The sequence below is a fragment of the Bacillus inaquosorum genome, assembly GCF_023238325.1.
Lineage (GTDB): Bacteria > Bacillota > Bacilli > Bacillales > Bacillaceae > Bacillus > Bacillus inaquosorum.
In genome coordinates, this window is the sequence record NZ_CP096592.1 from 3,587,610 (window position 1) to 3,611,529 (window position 23,920).

The 23,920-nt window shown below is 43.8% G+C and carries 22 protein-coding genes; 6 read left to right on the forward strand and 16 right to left on the reverse strand.

Translation table 11 applies throughout. The features are described 5' to 3' along the window. Nucleotides 1-7 precede the first annotated feature (7 nt). Complete coding sequence (locus tag M1M80_RS18220) at nucleotides 8-1,219, forward strand: MFS transporter (RefSeq protein ID WP_060399580.1); 1,212 nt, start codon at nucleotides 8-10, stop codon at nucleotides 1,217-1,219. Between the two features lie 57 nt (nucleotides 1,220-1,276). Here M1M80_RS18220 and M1M80_RS18225 read toward each other — a convergent pair. From M1M80_RS18225 to yvlA, 5 genes are all read right to left on the reverse strand, one after another. Next, nucleotides 1,277-2,427 (reverse strand): IS3 family transposase gene (locus tag M1M80_RS18225; RefSeq protein ID WP_178938626.1). Its coding sequence is split into 2 segments (ribosomal slippage): nucleotides 1,277-2,154 and nucleotides 2,154-2,427, totalling 1,152 coding nucleotides; the frame shifts between segments, so codons are not numbered across the junction. A 111-nt stretch (nucleotides 2,428-2,538) separates the two neighbouring features. After that, nucleotides 2,539-2,898, reverse strand: a complete 360-nt coding sequence (locus M1M80_RS18230; RefSeq protein WP_003228066.1) for a phage holin family protein — start codon at nucleotides 2,896-2,898, stop codon at nucleotides 2,539-2,541. Nucleotide 2,899: 1 nt separating this feature from the next. Continuing rightward, entirely contained in the window at nucleotides 2,900-3,097 is a 198-nt protein-coding gene (locus M1M80_RS18235) for a PspC domain-containing protein (RefSeq protein ID WP_003235416.1), read from the reverse strand. A gap of 4 nt (nucleotides 3,098-3,101) precedes the next feature. Next, nucleotides 3,102-4,199, reverse strand: coding sequence for a DUF4097 family beta strand repeat-containing protein (locus M1M80_RS18240; protein WP_003235417.1), 1,098 nt, complete (start codon nucleotides 4,197-4,199; stop codon nucleotides 3,102-3,104). Between the two features lie 24 nt (nucleotides 4,200-4,223). Then, a complete protein-coding gene (gene yvlA, locus M1M80_RS18245) occupies nucleotides 4,224-4,550 on the reverse strand; it encodes a protein YvlA (RefSeq protein ID WP_003235418.1) in 327 nt (108 codons plus the stop codon). A gap of 217 nt (nucleotides 4,551-4,767) precedes the next feature. Here yvlA and M1M80_RS18250 point away from each other — a divergent pair, with 217 nt between their 5' ends. Beyond that, the gene (locus tag M1M80_RS18250) at nucleotides 4,768-4,998 is read left to right on the forward strand and encodes a hypothetical protein (protein ID WP_060399581.1); all 231 of its coding nucleotides are present in this window, start codon (nucleotides 4,768-4,770) and stop codon (nucleotides 4,996-4,998) included. Between the two features lie 180 nt (nucleotides 4,999-5,178). Here the strand turns inward: M1M80_RS18250 and hag are convergent, their stop codons facing one another. The 4 genes from hag to M1M80_RS18270 all read right to left on the reverse strand — a co-directional run bounded on the left by hag (nucleotide 5,179) and on the right by M1M80_RS18270 (nucleotide 11,638). After that, entirely contained in the window at nucleotides 5,179-6,000 is an 822-nt protein-coding gene (gene hag / locus M1M80_RS18255) for a flagellin Hag (RefSeq protein WP_060399582.1), read from the reverse strand. A 355-nt stretch (nucleotides 6,001-6,355) separates the two neighbouring features. Beyond that, entirely contained in the window at nucleotides 6,356-9,229 is a 2,874-nt protein-coding gene (uvrA, locus tag M1M80_RS18260) for an excinuclease ABC subunit UvrA (protein WP_060399583.1), read from the reverse strand. A 7-nt stretch (nucleotides 9,230-9,236) separates the two neighbouring features. After that, a complete protein-coding gene (gene uvrB / locus M1M80_RS18265; protein WP_003235422.1) occupies nucleotides 9,237-11,222 on the reverse strand; it encodes an excinuclease ABC subunit UvrB in 1,986 nt (661 codons plus the stop codon). A gap of 185 nt (nucleotides 11,223-11,407) precedes the next feature. Beyond that, entirely contained in the window at nucleotides 11,408-11,638 is a 231-nt protein-coding gene (locus tag M1M80_RS18270) for a CsbA family protein (protein ID WP_003228053.1), read from the reverse strand. A gap of 275 nt (nucleotides 11,639-11,913) precedes the next feature. Between M1M80_RS18270 and M1M80_RS18275 the strand changes: the two genes are divergently transcribed. From M1M80_RS18275 to M1M80_RS18290, 4 genes are all read left to right on the forward strand, one after another. Next, entirely contained in the window at nucleotides 11,914-12,357 is a 444-nt protein-coding gene (locus M1M80_RS18275; protein WP_003235424.1) for a hypothetical protein, read from the forward strand. 300 nt (nucleotides 12,358-12,657) lie between these two features. Continuing rightward, the gene (locus M1M80_RS18280; RefSeq protein WP_060399584.1) at nucleotides 12,658-15,153 is read left to right on the forward strand and encodes a PEP/pyruvate-binding domain-containing protein; all 2,496 of its coding nucleotides are present in this window, start codon (nucleotides 12,658-12,660) and stop codon (nucleotides 15,151-15,153) included. A 76-nt stretch (nucleotides 15,154-15,229) separates the two neighbouring features. Further along, a complete protein-coding gene (locus M1M80_RS18285) occupies nucleotides 15,230-15,799 on the forward strand; it encodes a TetR/AcrR family transcriptional regulator (RefSeq protein ID WP_003235426.1) in 570 nt (189 codons plus the stop codon). 30 nt (nucleotides 15,800-15,829) lie between these two features. After that, the gene (locus M1M80_RS18290; RefSeq protein WP_003235427.1) at nucleotides 15,830-17,164 is read left to right on the forward strand and encodes an MFS transporter; all 1,335 of its coding nucleotides are present in this window, start codon (nucleotides 15,830-15,832) and stop codon (nucleotides 17,162-17,164) included. Between the two features lie 47 nt (nucleotides 17,165-17,211). On the opposite strand, the gene minJ is transcribed toward M1M80_RS18290, so the two are convergent. From minJ to M1M80_RS18325, 7 genes are all read right to left on the reverse strand, one after another. Then, nucleotides 17,212-18,408, reverse strand: a complete 1,197-nt coding sequence (minJ, locus tag M1M80_RS18295) for a cell division topological determinant MinJ (RefSeq protein WP_060399585.1) — start codon at nucleotides 18,406-18,408, stop codon at nucleotides 17,212-17,214. Between the two features lie 78 nt (nucleotides 18,409-18,486). Further along, complete coding sequence (gene swrA / locus M1M80_RS18300; RefSeq protein WP_015251121.1) at nucleotides 18,487-18,840, reverse strand: swarming motility protein SwrAA; 354 nt, start codon at nucleotides 18,838-18,840, stop codon at nucleotides 18,487-18,489. 383 nt (nucleotides 18,841-19,223) lie between these two features. Then, nucleotides 19,224-20,666 (reverse strand): carboxy-terminal processing protease CtpB, encoded by a 1,443-nt coding sequence (gene ctpB, locus M1M80_RS18305; protein ID WP_060399586.1) that lies wholly within the window; start codon nucleotides 20,664-20,666, stop codon nucleotides 19,224-19,226. A gap of 140 nt (nucleotides 20,667-20,806) precedes the next feature. Beyond that, nucleotides 20,807-21,697, reverse strand: a complete 891-nt coding sequence (gene ftsX, locus M1M80_RS18310) for a permease-like cell division protein FtsX (protein WP_032731804.1) — start codon at nucleotides 21,695-21,697, stop codon at nucleotides 20,807-20,809. Beyond that, the gene (ftsE, locus tag M1M80_RS18315; protein WP_003235431.1) at nucleotides 21,690-22,376 is read right to left on the reverse strand and encodes a cell division ATP-binding protein FtsE; all 687 of its coding nucleotides are present in this window, start codon (nucleotides 22,374-22,376) and stop codon (nucleotides 21,690-21,692) included. Before ftsE ends, ftsX begins: the two co-directional genes overlap by 8 nt. 234 nt (nucleotides 22,377-22,610) lie before the next feature. Then, on the reverse strand, nucleotides 22,611-22,949 hold the full coding sequence (gene cccB / locus M1M80_RS18320) for a cytochrome c551 (RefSeq protein ID WP_019259594.1): 339 nt from the start codon (nucleotides 22,947-22,949) through the stop codon (nucleotides 22,611-22,613). 48 nt (nucleotides 22,950-22,997) lie between these two features. Next, on the reverse strand, nucleotides 22,998-23,843 hold the full coding sequence (locus M1M80_RS18325; RefSeq protein WP_019259595.1) for a YitT family protein: 846 nt from the start codon (nucleotides 23,841-23,843) through the stop codon (nucleotides 22,998-23,000). Nucleotides 23,844-23,920: the final 77 nt, after the last annotated feature.

Genomic DNA, 23,920 nt, shown 5'->3' on the forward strand with positions numbered 1-23,920 from the left:
ATTTTTTATGGCTCAAATGAAATCAAAAGCGGTATTGATCTTATACATTGTTTGCTTCAGCGCATTTTTTGCATCTTTAAGCCAAAACATTTATTCACCTATTATCCCGATCATTAAAGAATCGTTCCATGTTTCTGCAGCAATGGTGAACCTGTCAGTCTCCGTCTTTATGATTGTGACAGCGATTATGCAAATTATATTAGGGACCATCATCGATTTTAAAGGCGCGCGGTTTGTCTTGATTGCCGGAATTCTGGCAACGACAGCAGCCAGCATCGGCTGTGCGGTGACCACTGACTTTACTTTGTTTCTGATATTCAGAATGATACAGGCTGCCGGGTCCGCAGCACTGCCTCTCATTGCTGCCACAACGATCGGACAGCTTTTTACAGGCAGTGAACGCGGGAGTGCGATGGGAACGTATCAAATGCTCCTTTCCGCCGCGCCGGCTGTCGCCCCTGTCCTCGGCGGATTCATAGGCGGAGCAGCCGGATACGAAGGGATCTTCTGGATGCTCACGGCCATCTCTGTCGTTATGCTGGTTGCAAACAGCATGATTTTTCCTAAGGACTCTCCCGCAGGATCTAAGCAGAAAACCAAAGGCAATGTGTTCACTCATTACAAATCAATATTTACAAATCGAACAGGAAACGTCATTTTGGCCTTAAGTTTTGTCCTCTTTTTCATTTATTTTGCGGTGATCGTCTACCTCCCGATATTACTGACAGAGCATTATCATATTGATGTGAGCATAGCAGGATTGTTATATTTGCCACTGGCGCTAAGCACAATCGCAGGTACGTTTTTGTTTAAAAGAATACAGGCAAAAATCTCGCTGAACACATTGTTTATCGGCAGCAATGCGGTCGCGGCCTGCAGTATCATGTTGTTCGCCGTTACACATTCCGTTTCTCTCGTTCTCATGGCTCTTACACTGGCACTGTTTGGCATCTCGATGGGGGTCATTCCTCCCTTGTACTCCACAATGATCACCAATGAATTTGAACACAACAGAGGGAGTGCAATCGGAATTTTCAACTTTATCAGATACACAGGCATGGCGGCAGGTCCGATGATATCTGCCTATCTGCTCACCATGATGCCGTCTGCCATGTCCTTTGGACTCTTAGGCCTTTTATTTGCCGCATTGGGCTTTTGCCTTATGCCGCAAATGTATCCGCCACAGAAGCGCGTTAAACAAAAAAAACACCACATGTAAAAAAGCTGCCTTCTGTGGGACTGACCCCCGTTTTTGAGACAGGGATCAAAACACCTTTTAAACAGCCAATTGCCGATAGCTTATCGGTGATTGGCTGTTTAGTTTCGTTTGAATACGAATGTTGTTATAATAATAAATGTATTCTTTGACAGTGTGTTCTACGATGGCGGTCGTGGTTCGATCAATGCTGTTAAGATAGAACGTTTCAGACTTTAGTGAGGAATGAAACGATTCGATGGAGGCATTATCAGCGGGCGTCCCTTTGCGGGACATGCTCATGGTAATGCCTTTTGTTTTAACAGCTTTCTGATACTCATAAGATGTATACACAGATCCTTGGTCACTATGTAACACGCAGTTCTGAGGCAGTGTTGGCAGCTGATCAAGTGTGTTTAAGACAAAGTCTGTGTCCTGCTTATCTCCAATCGTGAAAGCAATCACTTCTCCATTGTATACATCCAATATACTGGAAAGGTACAATTGTTTCTGTCCATAAGGCAAATACGTGATATCCGTTACTAGTTTTTCAAGAGGATGATCAGACTGAAAGTTCCGATCTAATATATTATCGACCACGGCATATGGCTGCCCATTCTTCTTGCGCCTTTTCACCTTAACCCGGCACTGCCACTGATTTTTCTGCATGATACGCTGAACCGTTTTATGGTTAATACGCATTCCCTTTTTTAATATAGCTGTAATTTTTCGATATCCATATCGATACTTGTGCTCTCGGCACAACGTGCCGATTTGTTTTTTCAAATGGCACTTGGGATGATCTTTCGTCAGGTTCTTCTTCCAACGATAATAAGACGCTCGTGAGATACCTAAATGAACACAGATATCCTGTACGGTCATTGTGCTGTGCAATACTTCTACAAGTTCGACTGACGTTTGGCTATCAACTTCCTTTCCAATTCGTTGTACTTTTTTAAAACTTCATTCTGTTGTCTCAGATAACGGTTCTCTGCCTGCAGTTTCTCTAATTCGGAAGCATACTCCGGACCTTTTCCGTAAGTGTATTGCTTACCAACAGGTTGTTCGAATCGATGTGTATCCCCAGCCTTATGCCACCTAACCCATGTCTGAACCTGCGTCTTATTCTTGATATTCAATTCCTGCATGATCTCTTTCATAGGCACGCCTGCCAATCTCATTTCTACAGCCTTCTGTTTGACTTCAATCGGATAACTCACTCTTGTTCCCATACAAAAAACACCTCCAAGTCTTATTTCGGATAACAACTATCCATTTTCAAACTTGAAGGTGTTTTTTATTTGTCTCATCTTATGGGGTCAGTCCCCTGTATGGCAGCTTTTTTATTTCTTTCGCAGCGGCTCTAAAATGCCTTTTTGAATCAGCAAATGGAACACCGACAGGATGACGGATGCCCATATCGCTGTGCCAAAGCCGTCAATTTGAAAACTGTCACCCATAATGGACGCGGTCATCATCAGCGTGATGGCGTTAATCACAAACAAGAAGAGACCAAGCGTCACCATCGTGACTGGCAGTGTAAAGATGATCAAAAGCGGTTTAATCAGCACGTTTAAGATCGATAAAATGAGGCTGGCGATAATCGCTGCCCCGATGCTGCTGATATGGATGGAGTCAATGTATCCATCGATAACGATTAATAACAATGCATTTACCAAAATGCTGACTGCCCATTTTACCATGTCATTTCATATCCCTTTCTGACGGGACGATAAAAATCCAAATGATATAAATAAGCAAAACAGGGATAACACTTGTCATAACAGCTAAAATGACAGTTATGACTCTGAGGAGCGATGCGTCCCAGTTGAAATATTCCGCAAGACCGCCGATGACGCCGGCCATTTTCTTGTTTTTTTCTGAACGATAAAGCCTATTCATTCGATCACCTCTGTGAGTACTTTAGTTTGATGGCGCCTGTTAATGATTCTGAGAAGACGGTGATGTTTTGATCATGTGCCTGATTTGAAGTGAACATCATTTCTTTTTGAATGGTATCATTTTTTTCTTTCAGCATCTCAACATCCATTAATTCATGGGACAGCGAACCCAGATTGCTTTTGAGTTCCGCCTTCACTGCAAGATCGTCCGGAATCGCAAGCTCTACATTTCCAGTCGTCGTTTTGGTATAAATGGAGCGGCAGTCCGATTCTGTTACGTTAATCGCAATATTTCCGTTAAAGCTTTGAACGTCAATGGATTCGCTTCTCCCGCGGAGATCAATCAATCCGTTAATGGTTTCCGCTTCTATCGTGCCGCAGCTGTGGCCGGCAAGCTTAATTTGCCCGTTGGCTGTTTCAGCTATGGCTTTTTCAGCTGTTAAATGCGAGAACGACAGCACGCCGTTTGTCGTTTTCGCCGAGAACTCTTTTACATGTAAATGTTCCCCTCTGACCGGGCCATTAAACAGCTTCACCCGAATCTTATCATACTCCTTCTGAGGAATATACAAAGTCACATTCGTTTTCATCGTTTTCTTCTCAGTACGGATAAAAAACTTATTTCCTTTGATTTCACATTCAATATGCTGAAGAAATGCATGTCTCGCCGCATCCTGGCTGTCAGCGCGATATACCTTCGCCTGGCATTCCGCTCTGATATCCTCGTCTTCCCATGGGACGATATTCACACTGCCGTTGGCGATCTGAAGTTCGACACTTGAAAAGTCAGTATCTTTAAATTGAAAGATGTGCTGAACATCATACGCATGGCCAAAGTTCAAATCAAGGTCAACTTCCTTGACCTTTTTCACAGCAGAATCAATCCAGTCAAACAGCTTGGCTCCTAAAGACGGCTTACTGCTTTCTTTTTTTGCTGCTGAAAACGGCTCTTCCTCGTCATGTACATGAACTGAGAGCGCTGTGATTTTTTCTTCCTTTTCCTTGTAGTCGCTGTCAAGCTTTTCAATCAGTGTCAAAGCCTCTTGTGCTGTAAGCTTTCCTTCCTCCACGAGCTTAAGGATTCGTTCCTTTTCTTGCTTCATTGCGATCTCCTCCCCATTGTCTACTTATGCTGCACGCAGTACCTTAATACCCTGAATCACATTCCAAATGATAATGCCAATAACAACTAAGAAATAAATAACCGCTCCCGCTATGATCACAAATACAGGCAGCAGGCTGTCTCCATCAATCGCTACGGCTCCGCCAAGAAAAGCAATAAAAAGGACCAGCCAGCCGACAAAAGGAACAATGTGAGAAATAAGAGAACGTATCGCATGGCGTTTAGTTTCTTTCTCATTTACAACAAAATAAGCGACGATCGGCACAATGATTGGCGCAATGAACACACTAAAATAACAAAGTGATGCAATAATAGCTTGATTACGGTTCAATTCATTCCACACTCCTATTGTAATTGCCCATGACAAAAGATCAGGGACATTTTACTTATTCATACGTTTAAAACCTGTTGAAGGTTTCAAATTCATTCTTTAGACATGCTCCTATTTACGGAAATTGGATTTTAAAAAGTTTTAGAAGTAGAATCTTTCCGCTGTACCGATTACAATATGTAAAAAGCTTACGGCAATCAAGGAGGCTGGACAAGCAATGGAGAAAGATCCCAGTGACTATACAGTAACACAAGAATCAGTGTCAAAGCTGATTCATGAACAAAAAAGAATGAATCGTGAAATGATCGCCGAGCTAGAACAGATTCACGGACCTTTTCCGATCTCTCACGATATTCAATATATAAAAGTGCTGCTCGACAGCAGCAATACGCATATTGTTCAAGATTTAATGAGTGTAAGCAAGCAGCTGTATAAGAAGACTTTGTAATTGCAATATACTGAAACAAAGCTAAAGGTTAGATACAAGATCTTGCCTTTTTTGTTTTGAGGAAACAAGTGATTTTGGCTGTCACAAAATGATTGTAACAAAAAAAGCCTGCCGGCACATCCAGTTAATGGACTCCTGTCGGCAAGCTGTGACTATCAGAAAGAGATAGCCATTCAGAAATTAACGTAACAATTGAAGTACGTTTTGCGGCTGTTGGTTTGCTTGAGCAAGCATCGCTTGAGAAGCTTGAGAAAGAATATTGTTCTTTGTGAACTCGCTCATTTCTTTAGCCATGTCAACGTCACGGATACGAGACTCAGCAGCTGTCAGGTTTTCACCAGATGCTCCTAAGTTGTTGATTGTGTGCTCAAGACGGTTTTGTACCGCCCCAAGTTTAGCACGTTGGCTTGAAACACTTGTAATTGCAGTATCGATTTTAGCGATCTCAGTGTCAAAACTAAAATCATCCGCTGAAACATCGATACCTTTTACTCCTAAAGTTGTTGCATCCATGTTGCCAATTTTAACATTAATATTTTGGTTAGCATTTGCACCAATTTGGAATGTAAATCCTGCTGTTACACTACCGTCTAAAAGTTTTTTGCCGTTAAATTCAGTACGTTGAGAAATACCATCGATCTCTTCAGTTAAAGCATCCATTTCATCTTTAATTGCAGTTAAATCTTCAGGTTGCTGTGTCCCAGTGTTACCAGCTTGAACAGTAAGTTCACGCATACGTTGAAGGATCGCATGAGTTTCAGTCAATGCACCCTCAGCTGTTTGGATAAGAGAGATTCCGTCTTGAGAGTTTTTAGAAGCCATTTCAAGACCTCTGATTTGTCCTCTCATTTTTTCAGAGATCGCAAGACCCGCTGCGTCATCTCCTGCACGGTTAATACGAAGACCTGAAGAAAGTTTCTCCATGTTTTTTGAGCTCGCGTTGTTGTTTGAAGACAAACGGTTTAGTGTGTTAAGCGCTGCGATATTGTGGTTAATTCTCATGTGTAAAATACCTCCATGTGTATATGTTTTTGAAATCAAAGACTTCCTTTTCTTTGATTTCTGGCGACTGCGATTCCAGTAAAGCTTCTAACTTATGTAGACCCTGTTATAAGGATACCTTCAAATCCCTTAATAGGGCTTTTTTGCTCAATATGGAAAACATCATCCGCCCCTCAATTCATATATCGACAGCGCTTTGTAAATGTTTAGGTGTTTTTCCAAAGAAATTTTACCCATTAAAAATTGAAACGATCACACAAATATTATCTTTTTCCGTTATGCCATAAGAAAAGCTTGCCTGCTAAGCCCAAGGATGGACTTGCTGACAAGCTGAACTCTCTCTAAATAGATGGTTTTAAGATGTAGCCGTTTCTTTCGCTTCTAAGAGCGATTTCATGCGTTTTTTGTCACGCTCCATAACAGGCTTCAAATAACGGCCTGTATACGATTCTTCCACTTCAGTGATTTCCTCAGGCGTTCCCGACGCGACAATGGTTCCGCCTCCGGCTCCGCCTTCTGGCCCCAGATCCACAATATAATCTGCCGTCTTAATGATATCTAGATTATGCTCAATGACGAGTACTGTATCTCCATTGTCCACCAAACGCTGAAGCACGACAAGAAGTCTGGCGATATCGTCGACGTGCAAACCTGTCGTCGGTTCATCTAAAATGTAGAGCGTGCGCCCTGTTGACCGTTTGTGCAGCTCCGATGCGAGCTTCACGCGCTGCGCTTCTCCGCCCGACAAGGTCGTTGCCGGCTGGCCGAGCGTAATATAACCTAAACCGACATCATAAAGGGTTTGGAGCTTACGCTTGATTTTTGGGATATTTTCAAAGAAAGAAAGAGCATCTTCAACCGTCATATCAAGCACATCAGAGATGCTTTTTCCTTTGTACGTCACTTCAAGCGTTTCCCGGTTATAGCGTTTGCCGTGGCACACCTCGCACGGAACGTATACGTCAGGAAGGAAGTGCATTTCAATTTTTATAATCCCGTCTCCGCGGCAGGCTTCACATCGCCCGCCCTTCACGTTAAAGCTGAAACGGCCTTTTTTATAGCCGCGTACCTTTGCTTCATTTGTCTGTGCAAATACATCACGAATGTCATCAAACACACCGGTGTATGTCGCAGGATTGGATCTCGGCGTTCTTCCGATTGGCGCCTGGTCAATGTCAATGACTTTGTCTAAATGATCCAAGCCTTTAATTTCTTTGTGGCTGCCGGGCTTCGCTTTCGCTTTATGAAGCTTTTGCGCCAGCGCCTTGTGCAAAATTTCATTAACGAGGGTACTCTTTCCTGATCCGGAAACCCCTGTAACCGCTGTGAACGTTCCAAGCGGGAACTTGGCATTTGCTTTTTTCAGGTTGTTTTCTGTAGCGCCTTTAATCTCAATGTAACGGCCGTCCGGCTTTCTTCTTTCAGGAGGCAATGGGATGAACTTTTTCCCTGATAAATAGCTGCCCGTTAATGAGTTTGGATCTCCCATCACTTCTTCCGGCGTGCCCGCAGATGTCACCTGTCCGCCGTGAATGCCAGCTCCGGGCCCAATATCAATTAAATAATCGGCTGCCATCATCGTGTCCTCATCGTGTTCGACAACAATCAGCGTGTTCCCAAGGTCTCTCATGTTTTTCAGGGCGCTGATCAAGCGGTCGTTATCACGCTGATGCAGGCCGATAGACGGCTCATCTAAAATATAAAGCACACCGGATAAGCGCGAGCCGATTTGCGTCGCCAGCCTGATGCGCTGCGCCTCTCCCCCGGACAATGTTCCCGCGGCCCTGCTCAGTGTCAGGTAATCAAGGCCGACTTTGTCCAGAAAGCTTAAGCGCTCCATAATTTCGCGCAAGATCATATCGGCAATCTTCATATCCTTCTCAGAAAGGGTAAGGCCTTTGAAGAAAGCAAGTGCATTGCCGACAGACAGCTCGGTAATTGTTCCGATGTGGCGTCCGTCAATCAGTACAGCAAGCGCCTCTTTCTTTAACCGATAGCCTTTGCACGTAGGACAAGACTTCTGAGACATATACTGCTCCATTTGTTCACGGATAAAATCAGAGCTTGTCTCCTTATAGCGTCTTTCAATATTGCGCAATACGCCTTCAAATTGAATTTCGCCTTCACGTATTTGCCCAAAGTCATTTTCATAACGGAAATAAATCAAATCATCTCCGCTGCCGTACAGCACTTTATCCAGCTGATGCTTCGGCAGATCTTTTACAGGCACGTCCATATCAATCCCGTAGTGGGTGCAGACCGCCTCAAGCAGCTGCGGATAATATTGTGAGCTGATCGGTGTCCAAGGGGCGACCGCATTCTCCTTCAATGACAAATCTTGATTGGGGATGACGAGATCCGCATCCACTTCAAGCTTCATTCCGAGACCGTCACACGTCGGACACGCTCCGAATGGGCTGTTGAATGAAAACAGCCGCGGCTCAAGTTCACCGATTGAAAATCCGCAGTGCGGGCAGGCATGATGCTCACTGAACATCAACTCTTCCTCACCGATGACATCAATCATGACCCGTCCTTCACCTAAACGGAGGGCCGTTTCCAATGAATCTGACAGACGGGCTGCCACGCCTTCTTTCACCACAATTCGGTCAATGACAACCTCAATCGAATGCTTTTTATTCTTTTCTAATTCAATATCATCAGAAAGCTCAACCATTTCGCCGTCAATTCTGACTCTGACATAGCCTTGTTTTCTGATCTGTTCAAGCACCTTGACATGAGCGCCTTTTCGGCCCGAGACAATCGGAGCCAGTACCTGAAGCTTTGTCCGTTCCGGATATTCCAGAATTCTGTCCACCATTTGCTCGATGGTCTGCGATGTAATCTCAATTCCGTGCTCCGGACAATGAGGCTTCCCTACTCTCGCATACAAAAGACGCAGATAATCATAAATCTCAGTTACCGTACCGACAGTAGACCTCGGATTGCGGCTCGTTGTTTTCTGATCAATGCTGATGGCGGGAGACAGCCCCTCAATTGCATCAACATCCGGCTTATCCATTTGCCCTAAAAACTGGCGGGCATAGGCAGACAAAGACTCAACATACCGTCGCTGTCCTTCTGCATATATGGTGTCAAAGGCAAGGGAGGATTTCCCTGATCCGGATAAACCAGTGACAACGACAAGCTGATCTCTCGGAATTGTTACATCTATATTTTTCAGGTTATGCGCCCTGGCTCCCTTCACCTCTATCCGATCCATAGCCATTTGTTCATCATCCTTCCGCTTTTAGCTCTAAAAGTAAATCGCGAAGCTCCGCGGCTCTTTCAAAGTCAAGCGCCTTGGCGGCTTCTTTCATTTCGTGCTCCATCTGTTCAACGACTTTCTGGCGTTCTTTCTTCGTCATTTTCGACAGCTTCGGCGCGGCTTTTGTTTTGTATTCCGCTTTGTCCTCAGCTGCTACTGTGGCACGAATGACATCGCGAATTTCTTTATTTATTGTTTTCGGCGTAATGCCGTGCTCTTCATTAAACCGCTCCTGCTGCTCGCGGCGGCGTTTTGTTTCATTAATCGCAATTTCCATAGACTTCGTTATTTTATCGGCATACATAATGACGCGGCCTTCAGAGTTCCTTGCTGCCCGTCCGATGGTCTGGATAAGCGAACGCTCCGAACGAAGGAAGCCTTCCTTATCCGCATCCAAAATCGCAACGAGGGATACTTCGGGTATATCGAGGCCTTCCCTCAGCAGGTTGATGCCGATAAGCACATCATGCTTGCCGAGGCGCAGGTCGCGGATAATTTCAATCCGTTCAAGCGTCTTAATCTCTGAATGCAGATAGTTAACTTTAATGCCAATTTCTTTTAAATAATCGGTGAGATCCTCTGACATTTTCTTCGTCAAGGTTGTCACGAGCACCCGTTCATCCCGCTCGATTCTTGCTTGAATTTCGCCGATCAAGTCATCAATCTGGCCTTCGATCGGGCGCACATCAATAAGCGGGTCAAGAAGCCCCGTCGGACGGATGATCTGTTCGATCATTTCATCCGTATGCTCAATCTCATACGGCCCTGGCGTTGCTGATACATACACGATATTGTGCATATGCTTTTCAAACTCTTCAAAACGGAGCGGACGGTTATCAAGCGCTGACGGAAGACGGAAGCCGTGATCCACGAGCACCTGTTTCCGCGCCTGGTCTCCATTAAACATGCCGCGCACCTGAGGAATCGTCACATGCGACTCATCTACCACGATCATAAAATCGTCTGGGAAATAATCGAGAAGCGTATACGGCGTTGAACCCGGAGGCCGAAGCGTCAGATGTCTTGAATAGTTCTCAATGCCGGAGCAGAAACCCATTTCCCGCATCATTTCAAGGTCATATCTTGTCCGCTGCTCTAAACGCTGCGCTTCAAGCAGCTTGCCGTTTTCATGCATGACCTTCAGCTGCTCCTCAAGCTCCTTCTCGATATTTTGAATCGCTTTCTCCATTTTCTCGGCCCGCGTTACGAAGTGGGATGCCGGAAAAATCGCGACATGGTCGCGGTCGCCGAGAATTTCTCCTGTCAGGGCGTCCACTTCCCGGATCCGTTCAATTTCATCTCCGAAAAACTCAACTCTTACACAGTGTTCATCACGAGATGCCGGGAAGATTTCCACGACATCTCCGCGCACACGAAATGTACCGCGCTGAAAGTCGATATCATTGCGGGCATATTGGATGTCTACAAGCTTTCTGAGCAGCTCGTTGCGCTCGATTTCCATTTCAGGCCGCAGTGACACGACCATTTCCCGGTATTCTTCAGGCGAACCGAGGCCATATATACAAGACACACTCGCGATGATAATGACATCTCTCCGCTCAAACAAAGAAGATGTAGCGGAGTGTCTCAGTTTATCAATTTCATCATTAATACTTGCGTCTTTCTCTATAAACGTATCCGTTTGAGGCACATACGCCTCCGGCTGATAATAATCATAGTAGCTGACAAAATACTCGACAGCGTTGTTCGGAAAAAATTCCTTGAACTCACTGTAAAGCTGTCCGGCGAGGGTTTTGTTATGGGCTATCACGAGAGTCGGCTTATTGACTTCTTTAATCAAATTGGACACCGTAAATGTTTTGCCCGTTCCTGTCGCACCCAGCAGAGTCTGATGCTTCTTGCCCTCCTGAATTCCTTTTACAAGTTTTTCAATGGCTTTCGGCTGATCTCCCTGGGGCTGATATTTCGAGACTAACTCAAAGCGATCTTTCACAAAATAAGCCTCCGTTTCTTTAACGAAATCTTCCTATAGATATAGTAACACAATGGAATGCAAAATCACTAAAAATACGAACTAAAGTTCGGTGGTTTTTTATTTCCAGCTGTTTTCATGTATAAAAAACCTGCTTTTAAAACGTAAAAGCAGGAATTCAGTCGTTATATTCATTATGTCCGATTTTATTCTTCTTTTTTCTCAGCAGCTTTTTTGGCCATATACAGTCCGCCAGCCACAAGAGATACAACATCCAATCCTACAATAAAATACGTTTCTGTATAGCCTTTCAAATAAGAGGCAAACAGCAATGCAGCTGTTAGAGCGATCGCCACATAATGATTAAAGGTGACTCTTGTAAAAAGAACAACGAGCATAAAAGGGAAAAACAATGCAAAAACGGCTTTTGTAATCAACAAAAACCCTCCTCAAGGATTCTTCATCTGATCTGATTATAGTAAAAAATGAAGAATCGGACAATCGTGCAATCGTTCCCTCTTTCTACACCATACCCTTTTTCAGCCTAAATCAATCATCATATCTGCACTTTGGTCCCGGCCAAGAGAAACATCAATAGATCTAACAATGATAATTAATAGAATGGAATGATTTACAAGATAAACAAGCAGAGTTATATTATGGTTGTAAGAACTGGTCAGTTTAAAACAAAAATAGACAGGGAGTGACAAATATGAAGTTCAAGTTCGTTACATATGTTTCAACAGCAGCTGTACTATCCGGTCTCCTTATGGCAACACAACCCGCTTCTGCAATCACGGGTTTAGCTGATAATAAAAGTTCAGCACTTGAAGTTCTTCCGGATAATCATTATAGATGGAAGCTCCAGACGGCTGCCGATGAAGATTGGTTCCTTTGGAAAAACAAAACGGCTGACGAGCATGATGTGTCCGCTTCGTTTACTTCTCCAAGCGGAAAAAACTACGATTTTGAAGTACAATATGTGACCCCCGAGAAGACAATCGTTATCAAGGCTGAAGATCATGGCCAAGGTGGAACGGACTCCATTCACCTCACCTCGATTAAGCCCGAAGAAAGTGTGTACATGAGGCTGAAATCCCATGATGGTGACTACAGCACAACAAGCAACTATGATTTCACTTATTCTATAAAGTAAGAACATATATTAATTTACATGAGTGCCGCTGATCCAATCAGCGGCACTTTTTTATGAATGCATGCCCGCCGCCAGATTACAAGAATAAAAGAAAATAGGCATACAGCACCAGTTCAACTGCATTTTTCATGATAATATAACTAACTTAACTATTCATTTAATTTAGGACTTTCTGAGTTTGACAGCATTTTCCTGAAAACCTACAATTGAACGATAGTGTTCACTATCATTTTTTTGAACACAGGCTCCGTCATAAAAAACTAGAGAGAAAACAAAATGAAGGAAAGAGGGGTTTCAAATATGTATTCTGTTTTATTTCGCCAAGCAGAAGAGTCCAGCCAGCTGGCTGGAGCAAAAGGCATGAATTTGATCAAACTGACCAAACACGGTCTTCCTGTTCCGGACGGGTTTATTATTCAGACGAATGCACTCGCCCGTTTTATGGAGGACAACCAGATTCATGATACAAGCGAAAACATTGAGAGCGAGATCATCGCCGGAGCATTTTCAGATGAACTGAAACATGAGCTGACAAATTCCTTTTACAAGCTGAGAGAATCATACCGCTCTGTTGCCGTGCGTTCTTCATCTGCCTCGGAAGATTTAGAAGGCGCTTCATTCGCGGGTCAATATGAAACCTACTTAAATATCAAAACAGAGGAAGAGTTTCTAGCTAAAGTGAAAGAATGCTGGGCCTCATTTTTCTCAGGCCGAGTCAGCAGCTATAAGAAAAAAATGAACAATCAAATCGCAGAGCCGTTAATGGGGGTTGTCGTTCAAGGCCTGATCGATTCTGAAGTATCAGGCGTTATTTTCAGCCGCAATCCTGTTACCCATGATGATAGAGAGCTATTAATCAGCGCCAGCTACGGTTTGGGGGAAGCTGTCGTATCAGGAAGTGTCACCCCAGACACATTTATAGTCAATAAATCTTCGTTTGAGATTCAGAAAGAAATAGGCGCAAAGGAAATTTACATGGAGTCTGCGGCAGAAGGAATTGCTGAAAAAGAAACGAGCGAAGACATGCGCAGCCGTTTTTGCCTTACAGATGAACAAGTGATTGAACTGACTGAAATCACGAAAAAAACCGAGGACCTGTACGGATATCCAGTGGATGTAGAATTCGGAATCGCTGATCATCAAGTATACCTTCTGCAGGCCCGCCCAATTACAACCATTGAATTGGACAAAAAAGCGGCAGAAGAAGAACGCAGCTTCATGATTACAGACGCTGATATGAATGATTTCTGGCTCAACATGGAATCAAATATTGAAGGTCCGGTGAGTCCGTTATTTTCTTCGTTCATTGTACCGGCACTGGAATACGGCTTAAAGAAAAGCATGCAAAAGTTCCCGATTGGCGTAGTTGTTGACGAAGTAAAACTTTATCGCGGGCACATTTATTCCAAAAACCAAGGCGGACAACAGCCACCTTCTGAAGACTGCGGCAAAGAGCTTTTTCCGATATTATCGGAGCGTATGTATGACATCATCAATCACACATACCTCCCGTTTTACAGGAAGCTGGATCAGCTCGCACAAACTGAGCATACCGCAGAAAGCGCACTGGATGCTTTTCAAAAATTAAAAGCCTTTTATCTCACGGCTTATGAGGAGCACTTCAATATCGTTTTCCCGCAAATCCTTCTAACAAACAAACTGCAAGCGATGTATCAGCATATTCAAGGAGAGTCCGAAAACGCTCATTTTTACGAGATGCTGACAGGAAAAATGAACAAATCACTGGAAACAGACCGCTGCCTGTGGCTATTTTCCGTTGAAGTTCGGGAAAACCCGAATCTGCTGGCGATTTTTGAAAACAACAAGCCGGAACAGCTGCAGGAGAAATTGGAACAAACAGATGTGGGCAGACACTTCCTGAAGAACATTCATGAATTTTTACAGGAATACGGGTGGAGATCTGTTAAGAGCCATGATCTGATTGAACAGATCTGGGCAGAAAATCCGTATTTTGCACTGGCCAATATTCAAAATTATGTCCGAAATGGCTATCATTTTGACAACGAATTTCAGAAAACGAGAGAAAAACGAGAGAAATTATACAATGAGTTCTTGGAAAACATAGAAGATCCCGCTTTGCGTAAAGAATTTGACCGTTACTATCAGTGGACGCTGAGCGCTGCAAATATAAAGGATGACCACCACTTTTATATTGACGCCATGCTGGATGCCAAGGCAAGAATCTTTCTGCTGAAGGTAGGTGAACTGCTGGCGGACAGCGGTGTCATTCAGGATCGTGAAGACCTTTGGTTCTTATATGATGATGAAGTGGAAGACGCGCTTCTTCACCCTGTATCCCTGCAAGAAAAGGCTGAAAAACGCAGACAGGTCTTTCACGAGTATGAGCTTGCCCAAGCCCCTGCCTATCTCGGCACTCCGACAAAAGAACAGCTCAAAGCTGCTGAAGAAATTGTCGGCGCTGTCATAGAGGATGAAAAAAACACGGAGAATCATATTTTTGGCATTGCGGCATCAAGCGGCATTGCAACAGGTCCGGTTAAAATCATTCGGGACGCCAGTGAATTTTCTCAATTCGCGCCTGGGGAAGTCCTCGTTTGCAAAATGACCACACCGCTATGGACCAGCCTGTTTCAAGACGCCAAAGCGATTATTACAGATACGGGCGGCATTTTGTCTCACGCTGCGATTATTGCTCGCGAATATGGGATTCCCGCCGTTCTCGGCACACGTACAGCAACAGAAAGACTTCAGGACGGAGACATCATCACTGTTGACGGAAGCAGCGGCAAAATCACAGTTGTCAGCCGGGCCTGATGCGTCCTGCCTCTTTCTTATACAAGCGGGGCAGGTGTATACTTGTCCTGCCAGTATATTCGTGAGGTGAAACGTATTGAGACCGACAAACAAGCGAATCCTTGACGCCGCCATGCAGCTGCTCGTCAAAAAAGGATATCGCGCAACGACTACAAAAGAAATCGCAGAAAAAGCAAATGTAAGTGAAGCGACGATTTTCAGGAATTTCAAAAACAAACAGGGACTAGTTGAGGCTTTGCTTTCTCAGCATCCTCCAAACAGAAGCAGCATTTTGGAACAAACAGAAGGCGATTTGTACAAAGACCTGCTTCATATCGGAACCTGTCTCTTGGAGGAGCTCGAACAAAGAAAAGATATGATTAAAATCAGCTTTCGTGAACCGGCCATGTTTCAGGATGTCATCAACCACGTAACTGAATATCCCCAATCTATGAAACAGCTATTGGTTGATTATCTCAAAACGATGGGCGAAAAAGGGGTTATTCAGACAGGAGATGAAGCGGAACATGCCGACGTGTTCATGTCGATCATTTTCGGTTATTTTATTCACCGTCTCCATTTAGGAAACCGTGTGATTTCAATGCCCCAGGAAAAAATGCTGGAGCATAGCACCGCTCTATTTGTCAAAGGAATTTCTGCTGATTAACTCCTTGGCATAACAAAAAGGAGGATCCCAATGAGCTCAAGAAAAGAATGGGCGCTGATCGTCTCGCTATTATTGGGGGCCATCCTGGTTCCCATTAACTCAACGATGATCGCGGTCGCGCTCTCATCTATATCCCATACGTATAACGAGTCCATCGCAAGCATCACTTGGGTGGTTACCGTTTATTTAATCGTAATGGCAGTCACACAGCCAATTGCCGGAAAACTCGGGGACATGTACGGCAATAAAACAATGTATTTATGGGGCGTCGGCCTTTTTCTTATCGCGTCCTTAGGCTGCGCACTCTCACCGAGCCTGGTGCTGTTGATTGTCTTTCGGGCATTGCAGGCTGTCGGCGGCGCACTGCTTACGCCAAACAGCATTGCCATTATCCGTCACGTTGTTTCTGAAAAACGCCTTCCGAAAGTGTTTGGATTTTTCGGACTTGGCGCAGGACTTGGGGCAGCACTCGGACCTTTCATCGGCTCTATGCTGATTGACAGCTTCAGCTGGCATTCAATTTTTTGGGTCAATATCCCGTTTCTCGCCATAACTTTATTTACGGCATTAACGATGTTCCCTCAATATAAAGAAAACAAATCTAACGCGCCGTTGGATATCATCGGCTCTCTCTTGCTTGCAGGCAGTATCGTTTCGATTATCCTGCTGACGAAAAATGAAGCTTCATGGGGCTATGCGGTATACAGTGTATTGATACTTCTTTTTGTCCCGCTTTTTTTCAGAAGAGAAAAGCGTACACAGCACCCAATCATTGACTTTACACTATTTAAAAGTTCAACCTTTACAAATGCCAATCTATCAGTCTTATTAAGCAATCTGATGATGTATGCCGTCTTATTGATCATGCCGTTATTCATGACGAACCAATTTGGGCTTAATACGTCTAACAGCGGCATGGCGCTTTCTGTATTTTCGATCTTTATGTCGGCCAGCAACTGGGTGGGCGCACAGCTCCATCACAAATGGGGAGCAAAGAAAATCATTTTTCTTTCATTTGCAATGATGGCTGGAGCGAATCTATTATTTTTGTTCTTAAGCAGTTCTCACTCGGTCTTATTCCTGATGATTTCTCTCATCCTGGGAGGGCTCGCATCCGGAGTCGGACTGACCAGCATGCAGGTATCGTCCCTTGCCACAGTAGACCCCGGCATGTCAGGAGTCGCGTCCGGCATTTTCTCGACCTTCCGTTATTTCGGAAGCATCATTTCATCAGCCTTAATCGGCCTGATTTCAGGATATCACACCCTATTTATGATTCTCTTTGCTGTATCCATCATTGGCGTTTTTGTTTCATTGGGCATCAAATCTGATGAAACCGCACGAATGGAAAAAAACTCAGCGTAACACAAAACAGCCCGGCACCACATCTTCTTGCGGTGCCGGGCTGTCTTTTATGATCCGGACAAAGCGGCTGCTTCGTCTTCACGGTCATCCTTTACGAAAAGGATACCCAATTCATGGTGTTCTCCCTCATACGAAGCTCGCTGATCAAAGCGAATTTCTCCATTCAAACCGATAATTTCAAGCTTTACATATGCACGGTTATGCTGGAGCGCTTCATAAAAATCAGATACGTTCTTAACGGGTATGCCATTAACTTTCGTAATGATTTCCCCGATTTTCAATTCCAGGTCCTCAGCTGGCGTATTTGGTATAATACCAAGCACCATTAAGCCCTGATCACGTTTCGAGAAATAAAACGGAGCCGCGTTATCATTTACCCTTTGCTTAATGGATAGAAAAATACGTCCTAATAAAGCCACACAAACGGCTGCACCCGCAAGCGGCGTCCACAGTAAGCTTGCTGCACCGAGAGCTGTGACGACAAGGCCGAGAATACAAACGCGTTTCGCTGTGATCCTTATGCTCGTTTCAGGCAGCGACCCCTGCACCCTTTGCCCGAAACCGACAAAGTAAGGAATCCATAGAAAATGGAATGACCCGCCGGGAACAGTAAACACAGGCCACCAGCTGAAGTGCGATTCTAATCCGTTACCGGGTACGAGAAGGAACAGCGGCAAAAGCCATATCCGGTTTGCCAGCTGCTGGCCGATCGGCAAACCGCGGCTGCTCACGACAAGTGCTGGTGATGTTCTTACATGTGCAGAGCGATAAGCAACCGCTCCTTCAATGATAATCAGCAAGCCTAAAAACACGGCCATAGCCGGCCAAACGACTGCAAATCCTTGCGGGAATCTCTCAAGGAGGGGTTCCGCCTGACTCATTTGCAGCCCAAAACCTATCAGCATACTCCCACTGACGATATATGCAGCAGACATCCAGTTTGCGCGAAGAGTGAGCGCTGCCGCTGCAGTGATAACGGCAATAACCGAAAGTATACCGAGAGGAATCGAGATCCCGAGTACGCCTACAACAACTGACAAAAGGAGACCAGGGATCAGTCCCTTTGTATAAGTAAATTTCAGTTCATCATAAATATCTGCTATTCTTGTATGAAAGGTTTTTCGTTCCCGTTTGATTCTTACATAGCCAAAAGCCAGGCTTATGATGATAAAAAACCAGAAAAGCGGGTGTAAGAAGAACAGGCCCGCACCTTTTAACAGTTCAATTCCCCATTGAACAGACACTATCTTTCACCGCCTCAAGCCAAACATGTTACTCATATTCTATCAAATATTAAATGGCTTGGATATCCTCAGGAGGGTTTATCTCTCTTGCGTCATCCACAGCGTGACATTCGATAGTGAAAAATCCTTTAAATAATGGTTTACATCCACATCCAATAGCCCGCTGATCAGATGCATCGACCTTTTTATATCTGTCAGATTGATTCCTAATCGCTTATGGTTTTTCATTAAGTAATTAAAATAATGTTTGGCACATTCTTCATTGATGTCATTTACTGATTCGACATTGGTGTAATTCACCAAATACCTGCTGAATAGCATAAGAAGACTTAGTGCTTTTGTAGCCGAAAATGTTACGTCTTGTGTTCTGTCTTTTAATTGTTCCACTAATTCATAATATTTTTTTTCACGCACAATACTTGCCCTCTTCAATTGTGAACCCCCATTTTCTTTATACAGATAAGCACGGGCCAGTATAAGCAGCAGTACTGGAGTGCTAACAAGCATTCTCGCTAACGTTACTCTTTAAATACCTGTCGTTCAGCTGCCATAAACCTGATTACTGTTCTTTTTAGAACCTTCTTATATTGTATGAAGTAAACAAAGACTAGGCAACTTGCAAAAGTTTCATTTTAAATGCATATTATCTCGTTAGAAAGTCTCTCTCATATATTGATATCGGGTAATCACAGTCCTTTATAAATGTTTATTTGTGAAAATTTTTTTAATTTCTTGTCAAAAACTCAATTTTTATGTGACTTATGATCCATTTCCTCTTTAAGCATAAAGAAACAGGAGATGGAATACCATCTCCTTTAATTGACAAATAATGATTTCAGCGCTGTTTGAAGCTGCAAGTCATTTTTTTCATCGGATTTTTTCTTTTCTACCTGCTGATTTAATGCCTCTGCAGTGCGAGTGTCGATTACACCCGTTTTATCCAGCTTGTTTTGATCCTGAAAGGCCATAACCGCTTTTTTCATGTCTTTGCTGAAATAGCCATCGTCACGTCCAGGATCAAAGCTGAGACCTTTTAATAATACCTGTGCATGCTTGACGTCTTCATTGTTCATATCCACTTTAAGCGGTTCCTTAAGCTGCAAGGGCCCGGCGGAAAAATAATCAGGCTGCTTAATTGCAATGGTCGGCTCAATTCCTTTCTTATGAATCCAGTTCCCATTTGGCGTCAGCCACTTGTAAAGCGTTAATTTGATGTTGCTGCCGTCTCCCATCGGAACAGCCTGTTGAACCGTTCCCTTACCAAAAGACGTATCGCCTACAACATCATAATGCCCTGCTTCTTTTAATGCGCCAGCAAGGATTTCCGATGCGGAGGCACTCCCTTTATCCGTGATCACATTGACAGGATACGCTTTTTTATGGGTCAATGTTGAAAAATACCGTTTTTTATCTCCATTGCGTTCAGCAATCTGAATATACGGCTGATCCTTTGTGACGAAGTGCTTGAGAATTTCTTCCACACTTTGAAGATATCCGCCCGGGTTGCCGCGTACATCTATGACGAGTCCTTCTATTCCTTTTTTCTCAAGATTCCCCAGCGCTTTTGCAAAATCCTCTGCTGTATGCTCAGAAAAAGTAGAGATGGCGATATACCCGACAGAATGCCCCTGCACTTTTTTCTCTGAAGCAAAAACCGTTTCGAGCGGAATCTCAGCTCTCTTGATCCTGAATGACAGCTGCTTCTTCGTCCCAGGCCGCTGAATCTTTATTGAAACGCTGGACCCTTTCTTTCCTCTTATTTTTAACACCGCTTGGTTTAAATCCTTGCCGGCCATCGATTCTCCATTGATGCTAATAATTTCATCATTGGGCTTGAGCCCTGCTTTTTCGGCTGGTGATTGTTTAAATGGAGAAACAATAATAATTTTGCCGTCTTCCATTCCAACCTCAGCCCCGATGCCTTCAAACGAGGAATCAAGAGAATCAGAAAATTGCTTAGCCGTCTGCTTGTCCATGTAGACAGAATAAGGATCATTTAGCGTAGACAGCATTCCTTGGATGGCTCCCTCGAGCAGCTTTTCTCTATCAACTTTTTCTACGTACTCATTCGAAATTAACTCATACGCTTTTTCGATTTTGTCCATAGCCTTATGCCGTTCAGAGTCAGCTTGTGCCGTCGCAGGAACAGCTGCAGTCTGGGGCTTATCCAACTCAAGCAGGTTCATTCCCGCATATACACCGGCGCCTCCGAACAGCATGCTCCCCGCTGCGATCACAGCCATTATCTTTTGATTCATCCTTTACTCCTCCTGTATGCCAGACTGTCTTTATCAAAACCTAGAGATAGTATATGTAAAGGATGGAGATTTCATGTAATCATAGAAGAAAAAGAAGGCAAAAGAAAAGCCGCCCCGGAAGCGGGACGGCTTTTTTCTCTTTATACTCGCAGAAACTTGCGGATGGAAGTCAGACTTCCCCATACTCCAATTACTGCGCCGATTGCAACCAGCACTAACGAAACTTGGAATACAAATGGATTATAAGGAAGAAGAGAGACAAATGATCCTTGAACCTTTGGAACAACCCATCCGATGACGTATTGATAAGTGCTCAGCACCAGTGCGATCGGAATCACAGAACCGAATACGCCAAGCAGTAATCCTTCAAGGAAAAACGGCCAGCGGATAAACCAGTTCGTCGCGCCGACAAGCTTCATGATTTCAATTTCTTTTCTTCTTGCGAAAATCGTAATTTTAATGGTGTTGGAAATTAAGAACATCGCCGTAAATACCAAGCCGATAATTAACGCGATTCCAATGTTGCGGGAAACGCCGACCACTTTAAATAAACGGCTGACCTCTTCTTTTCCGTAAGTGACTTTATACACATGATCCATTTTTTCAATCTTTTTGGCCACGTTCGGCGTATCATGCGGATCTGTCGTTTTGACGACAAACGCATCATTAAGCGGGTTTTCCTGATCCTGCATCGTCAGGGATTTACCGCTGTCACCAAAACTATCAACCAGCTGGTCAAGCTCTTTTTCTTTTGATGAAAAAGTGACACTCTGAATGCCCTTCAATTCCTTAATATCGTTCTGCAGTTTGTCCTGTGCCTTCTGATCTGCAGTCAGATCAATCAAAACTTTAATTTCGACTTGTTTTTCAGCATTCGTGGCCATGTTATTCAAATTCAGCATAATCACTAAAAACACGCCGACTAAAATCAGCGTAACGGTTACAGCACTAATGGATGCAAACGTCATCCATGTGTTTCTCCCGAGAGATTTAAAACTCTCACGCAAGTGGCGCCCGAGAATTTTAATCATATGAACCATACTCCCCTCTTGACTCATCACGCACAATGATACCATCTTCGATTGCAATGACACGTTTCTTAATGGTGTTTACGATTTCTTTATTATGTGTCGCCATCACGACTGTTGTCCCGCGGTTATTAATTTCCTCCAGCGTCTTCATGACTTCCCAGGACGTATCGGGATCAAGGTTTCCTGTAGGTTCATCAGCAATGACAACATCAGGGTTGTTCACAATTGATCTGGCAATAGATACACGCTGCTGCTCCCCGCCTGAAAGCTGGTCAGGAAATTGTCTCGCTTTATGCTTCAGCTGCACGAGATCAAGCACTTCAAGCACCCGTTTCTTAATGACAGACGGCTGTTCTCCAATCACTTCAAGGGCAAATGCTACATTTTCAAAAACAGTAAGTTTAGGCAGAAGTTTGAAATCCTGGAAGACAACACCTATTTTACGGCGCACAAAAGGAATCTCTTTTTCTTTAATTGTAGCGAGATCTTTATGATTAAGTAAAATTTGTCCTTTTGTCGGCTTTTCTTCTCTGTATATCATTTTAATAAAAGTAGACTTACCCGCTCCGCTCGGACCGACAACATAAACAAACTCGCCGGGATGAATGGCAACAGAAATCCCATTAAGCGCTTTTACGCCGTTCGGATAGGCTTTGTATACTTCTTTCATCTCTATCATGAAATCACCTAATCTTTTATATCATTTTATGTATCACACGGTCATACTCTTCGAATGCATTCGACAATTTATGACCCACTCATTTGTTAAAAGATGAAAAATCTGAAAGTTTCATTTTTCAATACACTTCATTATACGTCAAATTTAGACATAATACTATTACAGTTTCTTTTCATTCATATTGTCATGGCATAAAAAAATCCTTGCCTGCACTGCGGCAAAGATTTTCTTATCTTACTTTTTGTCTGACAGCCATTTGGCAATGACGGCGGCTTCCTTATCATCTACAAGCCCCTTCGGCATATTGCCGCGGCCATTTTTAATAATGCTTTCAATTTTGTCTTCGTCGTATTTGCCTCCGACCTCTTGAAGATTAGGCCCTGACACACCTTCTAAATCCTTGCCGTGGCAGCCTACGCAGCTTTGCTGATATAATTCTTCCCCTTCAGATGCAGAGGCTTCAGTCTTGCTGCCTGTATCTGTCTTCTCTTCTTTTGCATCATTTGAACCGCAGGCAGCCAACAGAACAGAAAGCGTAAATACAAGCATTAGTATCGATAACTTTGATTTCATGTTGAGAAGCACAACTCCTTTACGATCTCTTCCATATTATAACCTCGTTTAAGCACGTTTGAAACCCTCGCCCAGCACCTCACTTGCATCCGCCACAATCACAAAAGCTGACTCATCAATCTGTTTGACGATTTGTTTCAATTTGGTGAATTCAGTTTGCCCAACCACGCACATTAAAATTGGGCGGTCATCGTCAGTATATCCGCCGACCGCGGAAATTTTCGTCACGCCTCTGTCAATCTTCTGCAAAACGGCCTCCTTGACAGCCTGCTCCTGCTTTGTAATAATGAGCGCCATTTTTGAACGATTGAAGCCGACTTGAACGACATCAATGGTTTTGCTGGACACAAAGACGCCAAGCATGGCATATAAGCCTTGCTCAATATTAAATACGATCATAGCCGTAACGACAATCAATCCGTCAATGATTGCGAGACACGTCCCCAGCGACAGACCGGAGTACTTATGAATGATCTGTGCAGCCAAGGCCGTTCCTCCCGTCGAGCCTTTCCCTAAGTACACAATGCCAATTCCCACACCAATGCCGACACCGCCAAAAATCGCTGCAAGGAGCTCATGATGGGTGGCGGGCTGAATATCCCTTGTCAAAAACACAACAAGGGGCAAAAAAACAGAACCCGCAAGCGTCTTAAGCCCAAATTTACCGCCGAGCAAAATGACACCGGCAATAAATAAAGGAATATTAATAATCCACTGTACAAACGCTGCTTCAAAACCATATGACTGCAAAATCGTACTGATTCCGCTGACACCGCCGGCTGCAATCTTGTTTGGAAGCAAAAATACATTAAAGGACACGGCTGTAATCGCTGCTCCTATTAATATGTATACATAATCCCGCAAAACCCGAAGTGTTTGATTCCGTACATCCATCATATATCCTCCGTTTCTTCCAATGCTCTCCGATAGCATTTTAATCCTTCCCTGATTAGATGTAAATAACACTCAAA